The following is a 21030-nucleotide window of genomic DNA, read 5'->3' on the forward strand; positions in this document are numbered from 1 at the left end:
ACGGCGTGATGCGCGAGGCGCCGGCCGGAAGCGTTCCGGCCGGCGTGGCGTGGATATCGTGCGCCTAAGCGAGCAGCCGCAGCGCGTCCGCGAGCGACAGCACCGTCGTGCGCGTCTCGAACGCCGTCGCGAACAGATGCTCGTGCACGACCTGATCCGGGTCGTAGCAGCAGTCCTTCACCGTATACAGCCGGAAATCCGCGTCGCTGGCGTGCGCGACCGACGACAGCACGACACCGGTCGACGCAATCCCGACCAGGATCAGCGTATCGATACCGCGCGCGATGAGCCGCGCCTGCAGGTCGGTGCGGAAGAACACGCTCGCGCGATGCGCGATAGTCAGCGGCTCGCTGTCTAGCCGGCCGAGCTCCGGGCACGGGCCGTCGTCGACGAACAGCCCGAGTTGCTTGACCCCTTGCCCGTTCTTGTTGCGCGGACTGACTTCCGGATAGCCGGGGCTGAAGCGGAGATTCGCGAAGCAGACGTGGACACCGCTCGCCCGCGCTGCATCGCACAGCTTGCGCGTGTTGGCGAGCAGGGTGGGGGCGACTGACGGAAAGAGGCCGAGGATGTCGGTCTGGTAGTGCATCACGATGAGCGCGGTTTGTGCCGGAACGATCGAGGGTATCGGCGCGTGCGTGCCGCCTTCCGCACCTGCATGGCGAGTCGTTGCGAGATCTGAAGCGTGTTCCGGTTGCATGACTGATGCTCTCCCATGAGTCACTTCGGTGTTTTCTGAAAAGCGACCGCCCCGTATACGTCGTCAACCATTCCGGCGCGAGCGTGTTGGAACTCCGGCAATATAAACCGACATTTCATCTTGGTGCAGACCGACCGAGCAGGCGAGTGCGGTGCCGCCCTGGACGACCGGGTTCGGTCAGCTCTGGACCTTCGGTCGACGGTACTGAAACGCTGGCAATCTGGCAAACTTCGCGAAACACCGACATTTGGAGAACGGTGGTGTCCATCAATGTACGCGGCACGGAAGGCTACGCGGAGCATGCACATTCGCTCATCGAGCAATGGCAAGACATCTCGTTCGAGGAACATCATCAGCCCATCCTGCATCTCGTTCCCGTGCTCCCGTCTTGCATTCTCGATGTCGGAGCCGGTATCGGAACCGATGCGGCTGCATTCGCGGCGATGGGGCATTCGGTCGTAGCCGTCGAACCGGTGGATGCGCTGCGCGATGCGGGAATCAGGCGGCATTCGTCTCCGCGGATCGAATGGCTGGACGATAGCCTGCCGGATCTCGCGATCTTGCGTACGAGACGAAAGGAATTTGACTTCGTGATGCTGTCGGCCGTCTGGATGCACCTTGACGAAGACGAGCGCCGTCGGGCGATGCCGAACGTCAGCGCTCTCCTGTGCGATGGCGCGATGCTGGTCATGTCCTTGCGTTACGGACCAGTTCCGGAAGGACGACGGATGTTCGACGTTTCAGCGGAAGAAACCATCCAGCTCGCGCGAACTCATGGCTTGCGCAATGTGCTGAATGTCCAGACCGAATCCATGCAGTGTGGAAACCGGCGTGCGGGTGTGACGTGGAGCCGATTGGCATTCGTCAAAAGCGGCACGCGGGGTTAGATATGTCGCTTGCGGCGATACGCTCGAAACTTGTTCCGCGATTTGCCGCGCCCGGTTGCTTTCTTCACTGTGCTCGCAATGCGGCAAAATGAGCGTCTTATTGCCGGGCGGCCCCGATGAGTGGCGCACTGGAAGGCGTGCCCCCCGTTCACGGCGCCTTTGCCCCGGTCGACTGGTGGCGCGAGGCGGTGTGTTGCACCGTCCGGATTCGCGGTACCGGCCCGGGTGCGGCCCGTGCGATGATGTGCCATGACCGACATGAGGGATGGAATGACGACTACCTTCGACGAAGCGACAACGGCGGCAATCGCCGCGTTCGCCCAATTGGATTTCTACACGGCTGTGCAAGCGATGCGCGCCGAGGCCGATTACGACCGCGAACTGGACCAATGGATCTCGCGCTATATCGACGAGCACGGCGGCGGCGCGGACGATGCCGCATACGACGCCCTGCACGCGCAGGCCCAGGCAACCCCGGAATACGCGCAGTTCGTCGATGCGATTCGCCGGGAAATCCTGGAATACTTCGGCGTGACCGACGATCAACTCGACTGGATGATCGTGCTGCGCAATGACGACAGCGACGAGCTTTGGGCGGAAGTCAACCGGCAGCGCAGCGCGCTGGGAACCGGTGAAGTGCGCGGAGATCTCTGATCGTTGCCATCGAACGGGTCGAATCAATCGAGGACACCAACTCGGCTGGAGTCGCGAGAAAAGGCGGCATATATCAGGAAAAAATCGCACGGCGAGAATGATCGTTCGCTATGCTGCCTGTGACAACGCATCTATTCCATCCGATACACATGAGCACAACTGCGCGGACCATTCTCAAAGCCATTCTGAGCATCCCCGTTGCCTTTGGGCTCGCCTATCCCCTTATCTATCCCGCTGAAGGCGGAGGCGTTCTCGGCGAAATGGAGATGCTTGGGCCGATCGGTGGCATCGTCGTCGTCGCGGTTTTCCTGGCGCTGGTCTATGCCTACGCGAGCGACCTCAGGACCACCCTGAAATCGGTCAACCGAGGATCGCGTGCGGCCGAACCCAACAGCGTCTGGCTCATGTTCCTCTTGCCATACAACTTCATCGAGGACTTCTTCATTATTTCCAACGTCGCGAAGTCCCTGGAAGCGGAGTCTCGTATCAATCCGGCTCTGTCGGGTTTGCGCTCGTTCGGCCGGATCAGCGGGATCGGGTGGTGTCTTGCCCAGGTTCTTTCGCTAATACCCAATACCATTGGCTCCATCGCGGGCGGCGTTGCGGTTTTGCTCTGGGTTTGGCACTGGGTGTTCGTGCGCCGAGCGAACAGGATGCTCGCCGGCATTCAGGTCTCGGTTGCTACGCTACCTGGACGGACAGGATCGTAGCCCTCACTGGAAGCCGGATCGCGTACCTCTGCACATCCCGAAGCGTAAAACCGACAATGCCAGGGCTGTCCGCGTAGATCGTGCCAAACAGCCCATTGAGTCGCCAGCCGTGATCCACGGCTCGCCGGTTTTGATGTGCTTCCGCCATCGCGCAGGACGATCACGCGTACGGTCTGGAAGTGCTTGCAACTTGTCACCGGCGTGGCGACTGCTCGCTTTTTGTCCTAGCGGTCCCACGGCGGCACGCCACCGAACGCATCGACCAGGAAATCGATCATGACGCGCACTCTGGCGCTCAAGTGTCGGCGGCTCGGGTAGACAGCAAGTATGTCGATCTCGGGTAGACGATACTCAGGCAACACGTGAACGAGTTTGCCTGCACGCAGATCGTCGTTGATCAGGAACGTGGGTTGCCAGATCAGCCCTTGCCCGGCGAGCGCTGCCGAGCGCGCCGTATCGCCGTTATTGGTATGCATATGGCAGTCGACCCTCACAGGATGGGTCTTGCCGTTACCATCGATCAGTTCCCATTCGTCGCCAGTGGCCGCATATGTGTACCCGATGCAGCGATGCTCGATCAGGTCCGTCAGCGCGGTCGGATGTCCGAAGCGGGCCAGATAGGCCGGCGACGCACACAAGATGTTTTGCGATGTCGCCAGCTTGCGTGCCGCGTGGTTGGTCGAGCCGGCGCGCGAGATGCGAATGGCGAGATCGTAGCCCTCGTCGACGATATCGACGACGCGGTCGATCAGCCCGATGTCGAGTTCGATTCGCGGATATTTCTGCATGAACCCGGGCCATAGCGGCGCCAGATACAGAATGCCGAAGCTCACGGGCGCATTGATGCGCAGTCGTCCACGTGGTTCGACCGACGCGGATGACACAAGCCCCTCCGTCTCCGCAACCTCGTCGAGGATGGACTTGCAGCGGGCGTAGAGTGTCTCGCCGCCCTCCGTCAGGGACAGCGTGCGTGACGTGCGATTCAGGAGGCGCGTGCCGAGGTGCGCTTCCAGTTCATGCACGTACCGCGTGACGTTGGCCGGCGACGTGCCCAGCGCTTCCGCCGCGCGCGCGAAGCCGCCACGGCTCACCACCGTCACGAAAACCTCGAAGGCGCGAAGGCGATCCATACCGATCCTCGATCATTCACAAAAACTTAATGATAGAACCATTTTTTATGCCTTTCTGCAATCAAGACTGAAGCCTATATTGCTGTCACGGGCCAACGCATCGGGCGCTGGCCGACGCAGCGGGTCAGGAGATTGGAAATGCAACGTTTGACAGGAAAAGTCGCCATCGTGACGGGTGCCAGCGCAGGTATTGGCCGTGCCACTGCGAAGCTGTTCGCGAAGGAAGGCGCCAAGGTAGTCATTGCGGCGCGGCGCGCGGCGGAACTCGAAGCGCTCGCGGCGGAGATCGCCAGCGAAGGCGGCGAAGCCGCGTATCTGGCCGGCGACGTACAGTCGGAGGACTTCGCGAAAGCGCTGGTCGCGCTTGCAGTGAGCCGCTTCGGCCGTCTGGACATCGCCTATAACAACGCAGGTACGCTCGGCGAGATGGGCCCGACCACCGGTATTTCCGAAGCAGGCTGGAACGCCGCGCTGGCGACCAATCTGACCAGTGCCTTCCTGGGCGCGAAGCACCAGATTCCCGAAATGCTGAAGCAGGGCGGCGGATCGATCATCTTCACGTCGACCTTCGTCGGTTACTCGTTCGCGTTTCCCGGCACGGCGGCCTACGCGGCGAGCAAGGCCGGGCTGATCGGCTTGACGCAGGCACTCGCCGCGGAGTACGGCGCGCAAGGTGTGCGGGTCAACGCGGTGTTGCCGGGTGCCGTGGACACGGAGATGTATCGCGGCATGAACGACACTCAAGAATCGCAGGCGTTCGTGACCGGGCTGCATGCGCTCAAGCGCGTGGCAAAGCCGGAAGAACTGGCGCGTTCAGTGCTTTATCTCGCATCGGACGATTCGTCCTTTGTCACCGGCACTGCCTCGCTGGTCGATGGCGGCGCATCGATTACGCGTACGTAAACCCGTCGGCGACATCCGGTCGTTCGAGACTCGATGTCGTCACGTCTACTTTGTCCACGGAAAAAGGAATCACTCATGAACCTGAATCTGACAGGCAAACTCGCACTGGTGAGCGGCAGCACAGCCGGCATTGGCCTCGCTATCGCCAGCACGCTGGCCCAGGAAGGCGCTCGTGTGATCGTGAACGGACGCTCCCAGTCATCTGTCGATGACGTAGTCGCGCAACTGAAAGCGGATACCGGCGGCGATGTGGCTGGATTTGCGGGCGACCTGAGTACGGCCGAAGCGGCCGACGAACTGGCGCAACGCTATCCGGGCGTGGAAATCCTGATCAATAACCTCGGCATCTTCGAGCCCAAGCCATTCGAAGAGATTCCTGACGCGGACTGGAAGCGTTTCTTCGAGGTCAACGTCCTGAGTGGCGTACGCCTCGCCCGGCTGTTTCTGCCGGCGATGAAGCAGGCCGACTGGGGGCGCATCATTTTCATTTCGAGCGAAAGCGGGGTGCAGATTCCGGCCGAAATGATCCACTACGGGGTGACGAAGACCGCGCAGATCGCGGTTGCGCGCGGGCTGGCCGAAGCCGTTGCGGGCACGGGTATCACGGTCAACAGCATCCTGCCGGGGCCGACGAAATCGCGCGGCGTGGGCGAATTCGTGGAGACGCTCGCGAAGGCCGACGGCAAATCGTTCGAAGCGTTCGAGAAGGAATTCTTCGAGAAGGTCCGTCCCACATCGCTCATCAAGCGATTCGGTTCGCCGCAGGAAGTGGCGTCCCTCGTCGCTTATATCGCCAGCCCGCTTTCGTCGGCGACGACCGGCGCTGCGTTGCGAGCCGACGGGGGCGTGATAAAGAGCGCCTTCTAGCTGCGTGGCCGGACTTGCGCCGGCCTATCCGAATTTTGCTCGCTCAGTGTTCCGATGCGATGAGTTGACGCGTGCCAATTGTGACGAGCGCAACGTCCGGTTTCGGGAGCGGCGAGTGTGTCCTCCGGGTCGATCGCTACCCGAGGACGCATTCCCGATTCAACCTGCAGGTGCGTGCCGAATCGATCGTCACATTTCAAAGAATGCATTGCGCGTGAATTCGGTGCGTCAAAAAATCGACCGCCCCGTATAAGTCGTCAACCACTCCAGCGCCAACGTCCCCGCCAGCGAGTTCCCGTTCGCATCGAGCCCCGGCGCCCACACGCACACGGCCATCTCCCCCGGCAGCACCGCGACGATCCCGCCGCCGACACCGCTCTTCGCAGGCAAGCCGACGCGATAAACGAAGTCGCCCGCCGCGTCATAGGTGCCGCAGGTCAGCATCAGCGCCGACAGCCGCTTTGCCGAACTCGCGTCGACGACCCGCTCGCCGGTAACGGGCGCGACGCCCCCGTTCGCAAGAAACAGCGCGGCCTGCGCCAGCTCGACGCAGTTCATCGTGATCGCGCATTGGCGGCAATACGCGTCGACCACCGTATCGGGCGGCATCTGCATGTTGCCGAAGCTCGCCATGAAATGCGCCATCGCGCGGTTGCGTTCCGCGTGCTGCAGCTCCGACAGCGCGACGCGCGAATCGTAGTCGAGGTCGGTCGCGCCGATCAGCCGCCGCACGAACTCGACGAGCGCCGTCTCGGCCCTGACGAAGCGGCGGCACAGCACGTCGGTGACGACCAGCGCGCCGGCGTTGATGAACGGGTTGCGCGGCTTGCCGCGCTCGCTCTCGAGCTGAACGAGCGAATTGAACGCGGTGCCGGACGGCTCGCGGCCGACCCGTTCCCACAGCGCGTCGCCCAGCAACTGGAACGCGAGCGTGCACGCGAACAGCTTCGAGATGCTCTGGATCGAGAAGCGCTCCCGCGCGTCGCCGACCGTGTAAACGTTTCCGTCCAGCGTCACGACGGCCATCCCGAACTTGTCTGCGGGCACTTTCGCGAGCTCGGGAATGTAGTCGGCGACGCGTCCCTGGCCGATCCAGGGGGCGAGTTCGGTATGGATGCGTTCGAGGATCGGCTGATAGTTCATCGCGTGCGAGGCAGGGCGGGCGGCCCGGTTTCCAAAGAGCCCGTATGGAACCGTTTCGGCGCCGGTTCGTCAAGCGCGGCAGCAATCGCGCCCTTATTTATCGGATCGGGCAAACAGGCGAGCGGTGGGCGCAGTATCATGCGGTACGTTTCGACCGATGGCCGGCAACCGGCGCAAGCCTGCCGCCGCCGCGGTCTCCCCGTACGATCCGACCGTTGCCCATGCCCTTTCGCATCCTGCTCGTCGAAGACGACACCCGCCTGTCCACGCTGATCGCCGGCTACCTGCGCAAGAACGACTATGAAGTCGACACTGTGCTGCATGGTGACGCCGCCGTGCCGGCGATCCTGTCCACGCGCCCGGATCTCGTCATTCTCGACGTGAACCTGCCGGGCAAGGACGGGTTCGAGATCTGCCGCGAGGCACGCAAGCAATACGACGGCGTGATCATCATGGTGACGGCGCGCGACGAGCCGTTCGACGAACTGCTCGGCCTCGAATTCGGCGCCGACGACTACGTGCACAAGCCGGTCGAGCCGCGCATCCTGCTCGCGCGGATCAAGGCGCAGCTGCGCCGCGTCCCCGCGCGCGCGGCCGAGGGCGCCGCGCCGCAGCCGGAACGCTACACGTTCGGCCAGTTCTCGATCGACCGCACCGACCGCTCGGTCGTGCTGCCCGGCGGCGGCTCGCCCGACCTCACGTCGGCCGAGTTCGACCTGCTGTGGGTGCTGGTGTGCCGTGCGGGGGAGGTCGTCAGCCGCGACGACCTGATGCTGCAGCTGCGCGGGGTCGAATTCGACGGCCTCGACCGCACGATCGACGGGCGCATCTCGAAGCTGCGCCGCAAGCTGCACGACGATGCAGGCAACCCGCAGCGGATCAAGACGATCCGCAGCAAGGGTTACCAGTTCAGCAAGCATGCGTGGGAATGACGCCACCCCGGCGCGACGCCGTCGGCCGCCGCGTCCCCGCATCGCACGATAGCCGGAAGCCGCGATGATCCGACGCACCCGTTCGCACCCCGACGCAGCGCCGCTTTCCGCGCTGCGCTATGTCAAATGGCGCTGGCTGCATTTCCGCCGCGCGTGGACCGACACGCGCGCCGACCGCATTCCGAGCTGGTCGCGCCTGTACGTGCGCACCTACCTGCACCTGCTCGGCCTCGTGCTGCTGACCGCGCTGGTGCCGGCGCTCGCGCTGTGCGTGGTGTTGTCGCCGGAAGTCGTGTGGCATGCGTTCGACGCGCTGCCGGGCGATATCTGGATCGTGCTCGCGTTCGTGTTCACCGCGCCCGCACTCGCCGCGTATCGGTGGATGCGGCCGGTCTGGTCGGATCTCGTGATGGTGCGCGAGCGCGCGATCGATTTCACCGGCGGGCGCTTCAACACGCGCGCACGGGAGTCGCACAGCGTGATCATCGGCCCGCTCGCGCGCACGCTGAATGCGCTCGCGATGCGCATGGAGCGGCTGATCGCCGCGCAGCGCGACCTGACGAACGGGATCTCGCACGAGCTGCGCACGCCGCTCGCGCGCGTGCGCTTCGCGCTCGAGATGCTGCGCGAACCGGGCTCGGCCGCCGAATACCACGGTGCGCTGGAGAGCATCGCGCAGGACGTGACGGAACTCGAGGAACTGATCGACATGAGCCTCACGTACGCGCGGCTCGAATACAGCTCGCTGCAGTCGAGCCTCGAGCTGACCGCGCCGGTCGCGTGGTTCGAGCACCAGGTCAGCGACGCGCAGCTGCTGTATCCGGAGCGCGCGATCGAGTCGCGCATCGCGATCGCGTCGGACCTGCGCGTGAAGATGGACCGGCGGCTGATGTCGTACGCGATGCGCAACCTGCTGCGCAATGCGAGCAAATATGCGGCGTCGCGGATCGTCGTCGGGATCGCGATCGAGCACGGCAACATCGCGATCTATGTCGAGGACGACGGGCCGGGCGTGCCGGAGAGCGAACGCGAGCGGATCTTCGACGCGTTCGTGCGGCTCGACCGCCGCACCGGCGGCTACGGGCTCGGCCTCGCGATCACGCGGCAGGTGCTCCACGCGCACAACGGCCGGATCGCGGTCGTCGATCCGGCCGAACTCGGCGGCGCGCGCTTCGAGATCAGCTGGCCGATCTAGCCGGCGTCCGACCGCGCAAGGCGCGGGCGATGACGCGGCGGATGCCCGCCGCCATCCGCGCGCGCCGCCATCAGTATGTGCGGCCGAGCTGCAGGTAGATGTTGCGCCGGCCGCCCGGCGCGAGCGCGATACCCATGTACAGCGGACCGAATGAGGTCGACAGGCTCGTGAAGAACGTATAGCTCTGCTTGAGCGTGCCGCCGCCGACGTTCACGCCGCTCGACCACACGTTGCCGAGTTCCGCGCTGGCGCCGACCGACAGCGCCTTGATCGGGGACGCGTTGAACGTCATCAGCTGGTTCATGTAGGTCACGTTGCCGTACGCGAGTTCGTTGCCCGTCAGCTGGTCGGCCGCATACGCGGCCAGATGCTGGAACCCGCCGAGCGTGAAGTTGAACGCATTGATCAGGTTGGTGCCGCCGATGCTCTTGCCGCCCTCGATCGTTGCACTGACGCTGTGCCGGCCGAACTGCTGCGCGATCATCGCCTTGGCGTAGAGCTCGGTGTAAGGCGTGTTGGATGTATCGGCGAGGTCCTCCGCGGACTGGCTGTTGTGCGACCACAGCGACCGTTCGACACGGAATTCGCCGTAGTAGCCGCGACGCGGGAACATCGGATCGTCGAGCTGATCGATGACGAGCCGCGCACGCGCGGTCAGCGCCTGCGACGTGAAGCTCGGCCAGATCAGCGTCGAGCTGCCGTCATCGAACGGGAACGGCAGGTTGTAGTTCGGCGAGCCGTGCCCGGTCGCGTAGCCGATCCCCATCCGGAAGTCGCCGAGCCGCGCGATCGGCAGGCCGAAGTCGAGCCCGGTGCGCGCCGTCTGCATCAAGTACTGGTTCAGCTTCACTTCGCCGCTGTTGTCGTACAGGTTCACGTAGCGACGCTGATATTCCGCATAGGGCGAAATGTACAAGCCGTATGCGGCCGGCAACGGCTGGCGCAGTTCGACGCGCGCCGATTGCAGGTCGCTGCCGATCGTCGTGTCCGCGCGGAATTCGAGCCCCGACTCCGTGAGCCACGGCCGCCGGTAGCCGACGTGCAGGCGGAAGCCGCCTTCGTCGGTCGAGCTGCTCGACATCCCGACGCCGAACAGCAGGAAATTCGGCCCCCAGTATTTCTCCCGCGCATCGATCTCGAGCACGTTCTCGTCGCCGTGGCTCACGATCTGCTGCGTCACGCTCTCGAAATTGCCGCCGGTCGTCAGCCCGAGCAGGTCCTGGCTGACGGTCGCCGGATCGTAGGTGTCGCCCGGTTTCACGTGCAGCGCATCGGCGACGACGCGCTTCGGCACGCCGCCGGTCGTCTTGATCTCGATCCGCGTGATGCGGATCGGCGGCGGCAGCGGCTGCGCGTGCGCGGACCGGTAGGCCGCGTACTGTTCCGGCGTGAGCGCGAGGTGCCTGAGCCGCGGCAGCGCCGCAGTCGCGGCGGCCGCACCGGCGGCGATCGCCTGCTTCGCGTTCTGGAAATCGGTGAACGCGAGCGCGCCGAGGTCGGGCGTGAGCAGCACGTCCTGCGCGGCGAGCTGCTTGCGCTGCGACGTCACGTTCTGGCGGATCAGGATGCCGACCATCTGCTGCATCACGTCCGCCGGCGACGCGAGCGCGTCGAGCGGACGCAGCTGCGAGCCGATGTCGACGGCGATCACGACCTTCGCGCCCATCTGCCGCGCGGTGTCGACCGGCAGGTTGCTGACGAGCCCGCCGTCGACGAGCGCGCGGCCGTTGATCTCGGCCGGCGCGAACAGGCCGGGCATCGCCATGCTCGCGCGGATCGCGAGCGGCAGCGAGCCGCGGTCCAGCACGACCATCTGGCCGGTCTGCAGGTCGGTCGCGACCGCGCGATACGGGATCGGCAGCTGGTCGAACGGCTGGTTGGTCGGCACGGCGGCGGTCCAGTTCGCGAGCAGCGCCTGCAGCCGGTTGCCCTGCACGAGGCCGACCGGCGCCTTCACGCCTTTCTTGCCGAAGCCCAGCGTCAGGCTGTTGATGTACAGGCGCTCGTCCTCGCGGCTGGTTTGCGGCAGGTCGGCGCGGTCGGTCACGTCGAACGCGATGTCGGCCAGGTTCACCTCCGACAGCTGCTTCTGCATCTCGTCGGCGGCCATCCCGCTCGCATACAGGCCGCCGACCACGGCGCCCATGCTCGTGCCGGCGATGCAGTCGATCGGGATGCGGTTCTCCTCGAGTACCTTCAGCACGCCCAGGTGCGCGTAACCGCGCGCGCCGCCGCCGGACAGCACGAGGCCGACCGGCGGCCGGCCGGCCGGACCGCCGTCGGCGTTGCAGGTCGAGGCGGGCGTGGCGGGCGTGGCGGCGGGGGCGGCCGCCGTGGCAGGGGCGGCCGGTGCGGCGGCAGTGGCCGCCGGCGCGGTGCGCGCGGCGGTGTCGGCGGCCGGCAAGGGCTGCGCGGCAACGGTGCAGCACCACAGCGCAACGAGCGTGGCGCCGAGCCGGCGCACCCCGAGCCAGCGGAGAGAGGCGGTCGCTGTCATGGTGGAATACCTGGCGTGATCGGGCGTCGGGCGCCTGCCGGGAGCAGGCAAGACCGAGAGATTACCGTGTTTTACAAGCGCAACGCGAGCGGCCGATGCGTAGCCGCGGGCCTGCCGAAACGCGGTTTCGGCAATTTCGTCGCGAAATAATCATTGGAATTGCTTAAAGTATCGGCACGATTTGCCGCTAAGACTTCAATGGGGCGGCGAAGGCGCGCCGCGGGGATGCGGCCTGGCCGCTTCGGCCGTTTGTTCAAGAAAAGGGTAACCATGTCGACACCGCTGTTCGGAAAGTTGTTTGCGCAACCCGTTGCGATCGACCCTGGAACGGCGAGTACGCGGATTTATACGCACGAGCGCGGCGTGGTGCTGGATCAGCCGTCGGTCGTGTGCTTTCGCAAGGGCGGCGCGTCCGACGCGCGACCGACGCTCGAGGCGGTCGGCGAACTCGCGAAGGCGCTGCTCGGCCGCGAGCCGGGGCATCTCGAGGCCGTGCGGCCCATGCGGCACGGCGTGATCGCCGATGCGCACGCCGCCGAGCAGATGTTTCGGCGCTTCATCGACATGTCGCGCACGCGCTCGCGCTTCAGCCGCCGCGTCGAGGTCACGCTGTGCGTGCCGTCGGATGCGACGGCGGTCGAGCGCCGCGCGATGCGCGAGGCGGCGTTCGCGGCCGGTGTATCGGACGTCGAACTGATCGAGGAAGCGCTCGCCGCCGCGCTCGGCGCGGGCCTGCCGGTGACCGAGCCGGTCGGCTCGATGGTCGTCGACATCGGCGCCGGGACGACCGAAGTCGCGGTGATCGCGCTCGGCGGCGTCGTCTATCGCGAGGCGATCCGGGTCGGCGGCAACCAGTTCGACGCGGCGATCGTCAATCACGTGCGCAACCTGTACGGCGTGCTGCTCGGCGAGCAGACCGCCGAGCGCGTGAAGGAGACGATCGGCTCGGCCACCAGCGCCGTGCCGCGCGCGTCGACGCGCGCGATCGGGCGCAGCGTCAAGGACGGCCTGCCGCGTTCGATCGAGCTGTCCAACCACGATGTGGCGGACGCGCTGGCCGCGCCGCTCAAGCAGGTGATCGGCGCGGTGAAGTCGGTGCTGGAAAACGCGCCGGCCGAACTCGTGACCGACATCGCGCATCGCGGCGTGGTGCTGACGGGAGGCGGCGCGCTGCTCGCGGATCTCGAACGCCTGCTGCGCGACGAGACCGGGCTGAGCGCGCGGATCGCCGACGAGCCGGCCACCTGCGCGGTGCGCGGCGCCGGGGAGGCGATGGGGCGGCTCGCGATGTGTCCGGTGGATTGACGACGGCCGGGCAGGCCCGTCGACGTTCGTTGAACATCCTTCGAACCCCGAAGCTCCGGCATGCCGAACATCGTCCGGCTGCTCCGGACACGCTCGACACGCCGTGTCGACCGCAGTGCCTGGCCATGCGCGAGCCGGCCGTGGCAGCATGCCGGGCCGCGTGCCGTGCAAGCCGGCGGCACGCTTCTCCTGAAGTCCGACACCTTTGAACCTGCGTTTCAAGTGGGGCCGCGTGGCCGGGGGGCAATTGACCTTGCGGCTTTCATTTTTCATTTCAAGGCGGCGGGATCATGTGCGCCGAATTCGAAGGCACTCTGCAAGTGTGTTGAAAATCCATGCTTTCAATTCTTTAAATAAAATGGGTTCGGATTATTTGCGCCGACTGCCGCCGTCATCATTTAAATTGAGTCGCGAAAACCCGGCCGGCGATTAGTATGAATTATCAGTGTTTTTACTGATCTCGTGGTACAGGTAACTTTTCCTGGCATGACGGAATGACCGAAATACCCTTTTAATCCGGTCGTTTCACGCAATCTAACGAGTAAAAAATACGTATTCCATCGACCTCGCTCCGATAACCAAACATCGACTGGAAAACCCTGTTTATTTGATATAGCCTTGTCTGACAAAAAGCAGGGCGGTAATCAAATCAACCAGAAAGTCGCTGCATAAGAACAAGGGGCCACGATCATGTCGTCCGGTTGAGTTTGCACTCGCAAACGAGAATCGATTAACCCGCAGTTCATCCACGAATAGACCGACGTCGTTCCGCGACCGCCGGAGGGCACGCTTGCGTCCCGGATTTTCCGCCGCCGCCGGATCGATTCACCGGCCATGCCGAGCACGAGGGGAAGCATGAACATTGCGCATTCGAAGAAGAGCGGAGAGCCGTTTCCGAAATTCCTGTTGCCGACGGGCGTCTTCCTGGCCTTGTCCGGCGCGGGCATCGTTCCCGCGTACGCGACCTGCAGCACGGCAGGCACCACCGTCACCTGCTCGGGCGTCGCGAATCCGCTGGCGCCGAGCTATGCAAACAGCGCCAACAACCTGAACGTCACCGTCAATCCCGGCGCGAGCGTCGGCGTGCTGCTCGGCGTCGGCGGCACCGCGATGTCGCTGACCGGCAACAACAACACGCTGACCAACAACGGCACGATCGACCCGTCCGCGCTCGGCTCGGGGCTCGGCGTGCTGTCGAGCGGCGCGGTGCTCGGCAATGCGTCGGCGAGCAATACCACCGTCACCAACAACGGCACGATGCTCGGCTCGACCGGGGTCGCGATCAGCGGCGTGACCGGCATGGCGCTGTCGGTCCAGAACGGCACCGGCGGCACGTCGACCATCAACAACACCGGCACGATCGGTTCGAACCCGCTGGTCGGCGCGACGCTGTCCGGCGCGGATGCGCCGGTGGTCGCCGCATACGGCGGCGGCACGGTCAACATGACGAACAGCGGCACGATCAACGGCCGCGTGTCGCTCGCCACGAACGGCACGCCCGGGGGCGGCAACACGTTCACCAACTCGGGCACGATCAACGGCAGCGTGTCGATGGGCGCGAACAGCACCAACACGTTCAACGCGGTGACGGGCTCGTCGGTCAACGCGGCGGGCGGCACCGGCGGCGCGTTCAACATCACGGTCGGCCCGAACACGCTCAACGTGGCGGCGACGGGGATCGTCGACGGCGGCGCGGGCGGCAACAACACGCTGAACCTCCAGCAGGGCACCTCCGCGAACGGCACGATCGCGATCAGTAACTACGTCAACTTCAATCACCTCGACGTCGCGAGCGGCAACTGGACGATCAACGGCGCGTCGACCGTGCAGGACGCGACGCTGTCGAGCGGCGGCGTCGCGATCATCAACGACAACGCGTCGCTCGGCACCGGCACGATCACGGCCAACGGCGGCGCGCTGCAGGCGGGCACGGCGGGGCTCAACGTGTCGAACAACGTGACGCTCGGCACCGGCCTGACGGTGCAGGGCGCGACCGGGCTCACGCTGTCGGGCACGGTGTCGGGCAGCGGCGCGCTGACGAAGAACGACGGCGGCACGCTGGCGCTGTCGGGTGCCAATACCTATACGGGCGGCACGAACCTGAACGGCGGCAACCTCGTGGTCGGCAACAACGGGGCGCTCGGCACCGGCGCGGTGAACGTCAATGCGTCGGCGTTGCTCGACACGAGCGCGAACGTCACGCTCGACAATGCGATCAATCTCAACAACAGCGCGACGCTGACGCTCGGCGGCAGCAACAGCCTCGGGCTGTCCGGCACGATCAGCGGAAACGGCGGCCTCGTGAAGAACGGCGCCGCGACGGCCACGCTGACGGCCGCGAACACCTACACGGGCGACACGACGATCAACAGCGGCACGCTCGCACTGAGCGGCGCCGGCAGCCTCGCGGCGACCGGCACGGTGAACCTGACCGGCGCGGGCGCGACGTTCGACCTGAGCGGCGCGTCGGGCGCGCAGACGATCGGAGCGCTGGCGGGCGCGGCCGGCACGAACGTGGACCTCGGCAGCAATTCGCTGACGCTCAACGGCACCATCAACGCGACCTACGCGGGCACGATCGGCGGCTCGGGCAGCGTGACGCTGTCCGGCCCCGGGACGCAATCGCTGACCGGCACGAACGTCTACTCCGGCGGCACGAACCTGAACGGCGGCAACCTCGTCGTCGGCAGCAACACGGCGCTGGGCTCCGGCGCGGTGAACGTCAACGGCTCGTCGACGCTCGATGCGACCACCAACGTGTCGCTCGCGAACGGCATCAACGTCGCCACCGGCACGACGCTGACGCTGGGCGGCAGCACCGATCTAGGGCTCGGCGGGACGATCTCCGGCGGCGGGGGGCTCGTGAAGAACGGCGCGGCGGCGCTGACGCTGAGCGGCGCGAACAATTACACGGGCGGCACGACGCTGAACGCCGGCACCCTCGTGCTTGGCAACGCCGCGGCGCTCGGCACCGGCACGCTGACCGTCGGCGGCGCGGCGACGCTCGATGCGAATACGAGCCTGTCGGTCGCCAACGCGATCGATCTCGGCACGGCCACGGCACTCACGCTCGGCGGCAGCAATGCGCTCGCGCTGGGCGGCGTGATTTCCGGCGCCGGCGCGCTCGTGAAGAACGGCGCGGCGACGGTGACACTGACGGGCGCGAACACCTACACGGGCGGCACGACGATCAATGCCGGCACGCTGGCGATCGGCGCGGGCGGCAGCCTGGCGGCGACCGGCACGATGAATCTCGCGAACGCGGGCGCGGCGCTCGACCTGAGCAATGCGTCGGGCGCGCAAACGCTCGGCGCGCTGTCGGGCGTGGCCGGCACGAACGTGAATCTCGGCGCGAACGCGCTGACGCTGGGCGGAACGGCCAGCGGCACCTTCAGCGGCGTAATCGGCGGCGCCGGCAGCCTGACGCTGGATGGCACCGGCACGCAGACGCTGAACGGCGCGAGCACTTATTCGGGCGGCACGAACCTCAATAGTGGCGGACTGGTGCTCGGCAACGCCGCGGCGCTGGGCACCGGCACGCTGACCGTCGGCGGTGCGGCGACGCTCGATACGAATACGAGCCTGTCGGTCGCCAACGCGATCGATCTCGGCACGGGTGCGGCGCTCACGCTCGGCGGCAGCAACGCGCTCGGATTGGGCGGCGCGATTACCGGTACGGGCGCGCTCGTGAAGAACGGCGCGGCGACGACCACGCTGACGGGCGCGAACACCTACACGGGCGGCACGACGATCAATGCCGGCACGCTGGCGATCGGCGCGGGCGGCAGCCTGGCGGCGACCGGCGCGATGAATCTCGCGAACGCGGGCGCGACGCTCGACCTGAGCAATGCGTCGGGTGCGCAAACGCTCGGCGCGCTGTCGGGCGTGACCGGCACGAGCCTGAATCTCGGCGCGAACGCGCTGACGCTAGGCGGAACCGCGAGCGGCACGTACAGCGGCGCGATCGGCGGCACCGGCAGCCTGACGCTGGCCGGCACCGGTACGCAGACGCTGAACGGCGCGAGCACTTATTCGGGCGGCACGAACCTCAATAGTGGCGGACTGGTGCTCGGCAACGCCGCGGCACTCGGCACCGGCGCGCTGAATGTCGGCGGTTCGGCGACACTCGATACGAACACGAACCTGACAGTGGCGAATGCAATCGGTCTCGGCGCGGGCTCGACGCTCACGCTCGGCGGCAGCAACGCGCTCGGATTGGGCGGCGCGATTACCGGTACGGGCGCGCTCGTGAAGAACGGCGCGGCGACGACCACGCTGACGGGCGCGAACACCTACACGGGCGGCACGACGATCAATGCGGGCACGCTCGCGATCGGCGCGGGAGGCAGCCTCGCATCGACCGGCACGATGAACCTCGCGAACGCGGGCGCGGCGCTCGACCTGAGCGGCGCGTCGGGTGCGCAGACGCTCGGTGCGCTGTCGGGCGTGGCCGGCACGAACGTGAGCCTCGGCGGCAACGCGCTGACGCTGGGCGGAACCGCCAGCGGCACGTTCAGCGGCGTGATCGGCGGCACCGGCGGGCTGACGCTCGCGGGTACCGGCACGCAGACGCTGTCCGGCGCGAACACGTATACGGGCGGCACGACGATCAACGGCGGCAGCACGCTGGCGCTGGGCGCGGGCGGCAGCCTCGCGGCGAGCGGCACGGTGAATCTGGCCGGCACGGGCGCGACGTTCGACCTGGGCGGCGCGTCCGGTGCGCAGACGATCGGCGCGCTGACCGGCGCGGCCGGCACGAACGTGAATCTCGGCGCGACTGCGCTGACGCTGAGCGGCAACGGCAGCAACACCTTCGGCGGTGCGATCGGCGGCACCGGCAGCCTGACGCTGGCCGGCACCGGTACGCAGACGCTGACGGGCGCGAACACGTACACCGGCGGCACGACGATCAACGGCGGCACGCTGGCGCTGGGCGCGGGCGGCAGCCTTGCGTCGAGCGGCGCGGTGAACCTGGCCGGCACGGGCGCGACATTCGACCTGAGCGGCGCAACGGGCGCGCAGACGATCGGCACGCTGACCGGCGCGGCGGGTACGAGCGTGAACCTCGGCGGCAACGCGCTGACGCTGAACGGCAGCACCGCCGGTACATTCGGCGGGACGATCGGCGGCAGCGGCGGCGTGACGGTCGCGGGCGTCGGCACGCAGACGCTGACGGGGGCGAACACGTACACCGGCGGCACGACGATCAACGGCGGCAGCACGCTCGCGCTCGGCGCGGGCGGCAGCCTCGCCGCGGGCAGCACGGTGAACCTGGCCGGCACGGGCGCGACGTTCGACCTGAGCGGCGCCGCAGGCGCGCAGACGCTCGGCACGCTGACCGGCGCGGCCGGCACGAACGTGAACCTCGGCGCGAATGTGCTGACGCTGAACGGCAGCGGCAACGGCACGTTCGGCGGCGCGATCGGCGGCACCGGCAGCGTGACGCTCGCGGGCACCGGCACGCAGACACTGACGGGCGCGAATACGTATACCGGCGGCACGACGATCAACGGCGGCAGCACGCTCGCGCTCGGTTCGGGCGGCAGCCTCGCGGCGAGCGGCGCGGTGAATCTGGCCGGCGCGGGCGCGACGTTCGATCTCAGCGGCGCAACGGGCGGGCAGACGATCGGCGCGCTGTCGGGCGCGGCGGGCAGCACCGTAAACCTCGGCGCGAACGCCCTCGCGCTGAGCGGTAGCGGCGCCAGCACGTTCGGCGGGACGATCGGCGGCAGCGGCGGCGTGACGCTCGCGGGCAGCGGCACGCAGACGCTGACGGGCGCGAACACCTACACCGGCGGCACGACGATCAACGGCGGCAGCACGCTCGCGCTCGGCGCGGGCGGCAGCCTCGCGTCGACGGGCGCGGTGAACCTCGCCGGCGCGGGTGCGACGTTCGACGTGAGCGGCGCAGCGGGTGCGCAGACGATCGGCGCGCTGTCGGGCGCGGCCGGCAGCACCGTGAACCTCGGCGCGAACGCGCTGGCGCTGAGCGGCAGCGGCGCCAGCACGTTCGGCGGGACGGTCGGCGGCACCGGCGGCCTGACGGTCGCGGGCACCGGCATTCAGACGCTGACCGGCAGCAACACCTATACGGGCGGCACGACGATCGCATCGGGCGGCACGCTGCAGCTCGGCAACGGCGGCACGTCGGGCAGCGTGGTCGGCAATGTCGTCGACAACGGCGCGCTGATCTTCAACCAGTCCGCCAACGTGACGCTCGCGAGCGTGCTGTCCGGCACCGGTTCGCTGACCCAGGCCGGCAGCGGGCAACTGACGCTGACCGGTACCAGTACGCTGAGCGGCCCGACCACCGTCGCGGCGGGTACGCTCGCGGTCGACGGTTCGCTCGGCCAGTCGACCGTGACCGTGCAGAACGGCGCGACGCTGACGGGCACCGGCACGGTTGGCGGCTTCGTCGTGCAGGGCGGCGCGTTCGCGGCCGCGTCGCAGCCGGGCGCGGCGCTGAACGTGGCCGGCAACGTCACGTTCCAGCCGGGCTCGACGCTGCAGGTCGCGGTGACGCCGCAGCAGGCCGGCAGCATCGCGGCGGGCGGCACGGCCACGCTGAACGGCGGCACCGTGCAGGTGCTCGCGAACCAGGCCAGCTACCAGCCGACCACGAAGTACACGATCCTCAGCGCATCGGCGGGCGTGCAGGGCACGTTCAGCCAGGTGAATTCGAACTACGCGTTCCTGATGCCGACGCTCAGCTACGATCCGGACCACGTGTACCTGCAGCTCGTCGCGAACGGCACGGCGCTGCCCGATGTCGCGGCGACGCCGAACCAGCGCGCGGTCGCGACCGCGATCGGTGGGCTCGGCGCGGGCAACCCGCTGTACGACACGGTGCTGACGACCGATGCGGCCACCGCGCGGCGGGCCTACGGGATGCTCGACGGGGAACTGCAGGCGAGCCTGAAGAGCATGCTGCTGCTCGACAGCCGCTACGTGCGCGAAGCCGTGACCGATCGCGTGCGCCAGGGCCTCGCGCCCGGAGCCGGGCCGCTCGCCGCGCTGTCGTCGGGCGGTGCCGCGCTGTGCGGCGACAACACGGCCGGCGCGACCGATCCGACGCTGCCGCCGGAACGCCGGATCGGTTCGCGCGCAGGTTGCTACGGCGGCACGCCGTATCAGCCGGTGGTCTGGGGGCAGGCGTTCGGCGGCCGCAGCCGGCTCGCGGGCGACGGCAACGCGTCGACCATCAACCGCAGCATGACGGGCTTCATCGCCGGTGCCGACATGGCGCTCAACGACCAGTGGCGTGCCGGTCTCGCCGCGGGCGTCACGCACAGCTCGCTCGACAACGACCAGAGCGCGTCGGCGTCGGTCAACAGCTACTACCTGTCGCTGTACGGCGGCGCGCAGTACGGCGCGCTCGGCGTGCGCGGCGGCGCGTCGTACACGTGGTACCGCATCAACAGCGACCGCAATCCGGGCTTCGCGGGCTTCTCCGATCACGATTCGGCCGGCTACAACGCGCATTCCGAGCAGGTGTTCGGTGAAGTCGGCTATGCGCTGCCGGTCGGGCCGGTCGCGCTCGAACCGTTCGCGGGTCTTGCCTACGTGAACCTGCATACCGACGGCTATACGGAAACCGGCGGCGCGGCCGCGCTGCAGGCCGGCGGCCAGACGACCCACGTCGGTTTCTCGACGCTCGGCGTGCGCGCGGCCTCGCAGCTCGGCACGCTCGCGAGCGGCACGTTCACCGCGCGCGGGACGGTCGGCTGGCGGCATGCGTTCGGCAACGTGCGGCCGTCGTCGGCGTTCACGTTCGCGAACGGCGGCACGTCGTTCCAGGTGTCGGGCGTGCCGATCGCGCGCGACAGCGCGGTGCTCGAAGCGGGCATCGACGCGACCATCACGAAGCGCCTGACGCTCGGTCTCACGTTCAGCGGCCAGTACGGCAGCGGCGTGCGCGACAACGCGGTGCTCGGCAACATCCTGTGGAAGTTCTGACCGGCGCCTGAGGTGCCTGTGCGCGATCCCGATGCGACGGCAATGCCCGCATCGGGGTCGCGTCTTTTTCGGCGCTGCGCGCGTCCCCCGTTCTGGCCTATCCTGTGCGAAACACGCGACGCGCGCCGCGCGTTGCGCCTCGACACAGGAG

At 67.2% G+C, this 21030-nt stretch carries 14 protein-coding genes; 9 read left to right on the plus strand and 5 right to left on the minus strand.

Annotation, left to right across the window (positions count from 1 at the left end; translation table 11 throughout):
• Nucleotides 1-64 precede the first annotated feature (64 nt).
• Nucleotides 65-700 (minus strand): isochorismatase family cysteine hydrolase, encoded by a 636-nt coding sequence (locus U4Z64_RS08430; protein WP_321819681.1) that lies wholly within the window; start codon nt 698-700, stop codon nt 65-67.
• Nucleotides 701-960: 260 nt separating this feature from the next.
• Here U4Z64_RS08430 and U4Z64_RS08435 point away from each other — a divergent pair, with 260 nt between their 5' ends.
• The 3 genes from U4Z64_RS08435 (at nt 961) to U4Z64_RS08445 (ending at nt 2951) form a co-directional block, all read left to right on the plus strand.
• On the plus strand, nt 961-1587 hold the full coding sequence (locus U4Z64_RS08435; protein WP_321819682.1) for a class I SAM-dependent methyltransferase: 627 nt from the start codon (nt 961-963) through the stop codon (nt 1585-1587).
• 270 nt (nt 1588-1857) lie between these two features.
• Nucleotides 1858-2241, plus strand: coding sequence for an ATP-dependent protease (locus tag U4Z64_RS08440; RefSeq protein ID WP_321819683.1), 384 nt, complete (start codon nt 1858-1860; stop codon nt 2239-2241).
• Nucleotides 2242-2390: 149 nt separating this feature from the next.
• Nucleotides 2391-2951: a hypothetical protein gene (locus U4Z64_RS08445; protein ID WP_321819684.1), complete on the plus strand. Its 561-nt coding sequence runs from the start codon at nt 2391-2393 to the stop codon at nt 2949-2951.
• 224 nt (nt 2952-3175) lie between these two features.
• Here U4Z64_RS08445 and U4Z64_RS08450 read toward each other — a convergent pair whose 3' ends face one another.
• Entirely contained in the window at nt 3176-4081 is a 906-nt protein-coding gene (locus U4Z64_RS08450; protein ID WP_321819685.1) for a LysR family transcriptional regulator, read from the minus strand.
• Between the two features lie 138 nt (nt 4082-4219).
• Between U4Z64_RS08450 and U4Z64_RS08455 the strand changes: the two genes are divergently transcribed.
• Nucleotides 4220-4984 carry an SDR family oxidoreductase gene (locus tag U4Z64_RS08455; RefSeq protein ID WP_124485304.1) on the plus strand — a complete coding sequence of 255 codons (765 nt, stop codon included), beginning with the start codon at nt 4220-4222 and terminating at the stop codon, nt 4982-4984.
• 75 nt (nt 4985-5059) lie between these two features.
• Nucleotides 5060-5851: an SDR family NAD(P)-dependent oxidoreductase gene (locus U4Z64_RS08460; RefSeq protein ID WP_044846901.1), complete on the plus strand. Its 792-nt coding sequence runs from the start codon at nt 5060-5062 to the stop codon at nt 5849-5851.
• A 228-nt stretch (nt 5852-6079) separates the two neighbouring features.
• On the opposite strand, the gene U4Z64_RS08465 is transcribed toward U4Z64_RS08460, so the two are convergent.
• Complete coding sequence (locus tag U4Z64_RS08465) at nt 6080-6994, minus strand: glutaminase (protein WP_044846902.1); 915 nt, start codon at nt 6992-6994, stop codon at nt 6080-6082.
• A 221-nt stretch (nt 6995-7215) separates the two neighbouring features.
• Between U4Z64_RS08465 and U4Z64_RS08470 the strand changes: the two genes are divergently transcribed.
• Together U4Z64_RS08470 and U4Z64_RS08475 are read left to right on the plus strand one after the other, a co-directional pair.
• Nucleotides 7216-7926, plus strand: coding sequence for a response regulator (locus U4Z64_RS08470; RefSeq protein WP_044846903.1), 711 nt, complete (start codon nt 7216-7218; stop codon nt 7924-7926).
• Nucleotides 7927-7990: 64 nt separating this feature from the next.
• Nucleotides 7991-9121, plus strand: a complete 1131-nt coding sequence (locus U4Z64_RS08475; RefSeq protein ID WP_321798764.1) for an ATP-binding protein — start codon at nt 7991-7993, stop codon at nt 9119-9121.
• A 70-nt stretch (nt 9122-9191) separates the two neighbouring features.
• On the opposite strand, the gene U4Z64_RS08480 is transcribed toward U4Z64_RS08475, so the two are convergent.
• Complete coding sequence (locus U4Z64_RS08480) at nt 9192-11618, minus strand: patatin-like phospholipase family protein (protein ID WP_321819686.1); 2427 nt, start codon at nt 11616-11618, stop codon at nt 9192-9194.
• A 270-nt stretch (nt 11619-11888) separates the two neighbouring features.
• Here U4Z64_RS08480 and U4Z64_RS08485 point away from each other — a divergent pair, with 270 nt between their 5' ends.
• The gene (locus U4Z64_RS08485; protein WP_044847899.1) at nt 11889-12923 is read left to right on the plus strand and encodes a rod shape-determining protein; all 1035 of its coding nucleotides are present in this window, start codon (nt 11889-11891) and stop codon (nt 12921-12923) included.
• Nucleotides 12924-13567: 644 nt separating this feature from the next.
• Here the strand turns inward: U4Z64_RS08485 and U4Z64_RS08490 are convergent.
• Entirely contained in the window at nt 13568-13786 is a 219-nt protein-coding gene (locus U4Z64_RS08490; protein WP_135801009.1) for a hypothetical protein, read from the minus strand.
• Between U4Z64_RS08490 and U4Z64_RS08495 the strand changes: the two genes are divergently transcribed.
• The gene (locus U4Z64_RS08495; RefSeq protein WP_321819687.1) at nt 13779-20879 is read left to right on the plus strand and encodes an autotransporter-associated beta strand repeat-containing protein; all 7101 of its coding nucleotides are present in this window, start codon (nt 13779-13781) and stop codon (nt 20877-20879) included. The two genes, U4Z64_RS08490 and U4Z64_RS08495, sit on opposite strands and share 8 nt — an antisense overlap.
• Nucleotides 20880-21030: the final 151 nt, after the last annotated feature.

The sequence above is a fragment of the Burkholderia sp. BCC1996 genome (genome assembly GCF_905339955.1).
Taxonomy (GTDB): domain Bacteria; phylum Pseudomonadota; class Gammaproteobacteria; order Burkholderiales; family Burkholderiaceae; genus Burkholderia.

Coding starts and splice junctions, on each gene's coding strand:
- U4Z64_RS08430 (WP_321819681.1), bottom strand. CDS start 700: ATGCAACCGGAACACGCTTCAGATCTCGCAACGACTCGCCATGCAGGT.
- U4Z64_RS08440 (WP_321819683.1), top strand. CDS start 1,858: ATGACGACTACCTTCGACGAAGCGACAACGGCGGCAATCGCCGCGTTC.
- U4Z64_RS08445 (WP_321819684.1), top strand. CDS start 2,391: ATGAGCACAACTGCGCGGACCATTCTCAAAGCCATTCTGAGCATCCCC.
- U4Z64_RS08450 (WP_321819685.1), bottom strand. CDS start 4,081: ATGGATCGCCTTCGCGCCTTCGAGGTTTTCGTGACGGTGGTGAGCCGT.
- U4Z64_RS08455 (WP_124485304.1), top strand. CDS start 4,220: ATGCAACGTTTGACAGGAAAAGTCGCCATCGTGACGGGTGCCAGCGCA.
- U4Z64_RS08460 (WP_044846901.1), top strand. CDS start 5,060: ATGAACCTGAATCTGACAGGCAAACTCGCACTGGTGAGCGGCAGCACA.
- U4Z64_RS08465 (WP_044846902.1), bottom strand. CDS start 6,994: ATGAACTATCAGCCGATCCTCGAACGCATCCATACCGAACTCGCCCCC.
- U4Z64_RS08470 (WP_044846903.1), top strand. CDS start 7,216: ATGCCCTTTCGCATCCTGCTCGTCGAAGACGACACCCGCCTGTCCACG.
- U4Z64_RS08475 (WP_321798764.1), top strand. CDS start 7,991: ATGATCCGACGCACCCGTTCGCACCCCGACGCAGCGCCGCTTTCCGCG.
- U4Z64_RS08480 (WP_321819686.1), bottom strand. CDS start 11,618: ATGACAGCGACCGCCTCTCTCCGCTGGCTCGGGGTGCGCCGGCTCGGC.
- U4Z64_RS08485 (WP_044847899.1), top strand. CDS start 11,889: ATGTCGACACCGCTGTTCGGAAAGTTGTTTGCGCAACCCGTTGCGATC.
- U4Z64_RS08495 (WP_321819687.1), top strand. CDS start 13,779: ATGAACATTGCGCATTCGAAGAAGAGCGGAGAGCCGTTTCCGAAATTC.
- U4Z64_RS08490 (WP_135801009.1), bottom strand. CDS start 13,786: ATGTTCATGCTTCCCCTCGTGCTCGGCATGGCCGGTGAATCGATCCGG.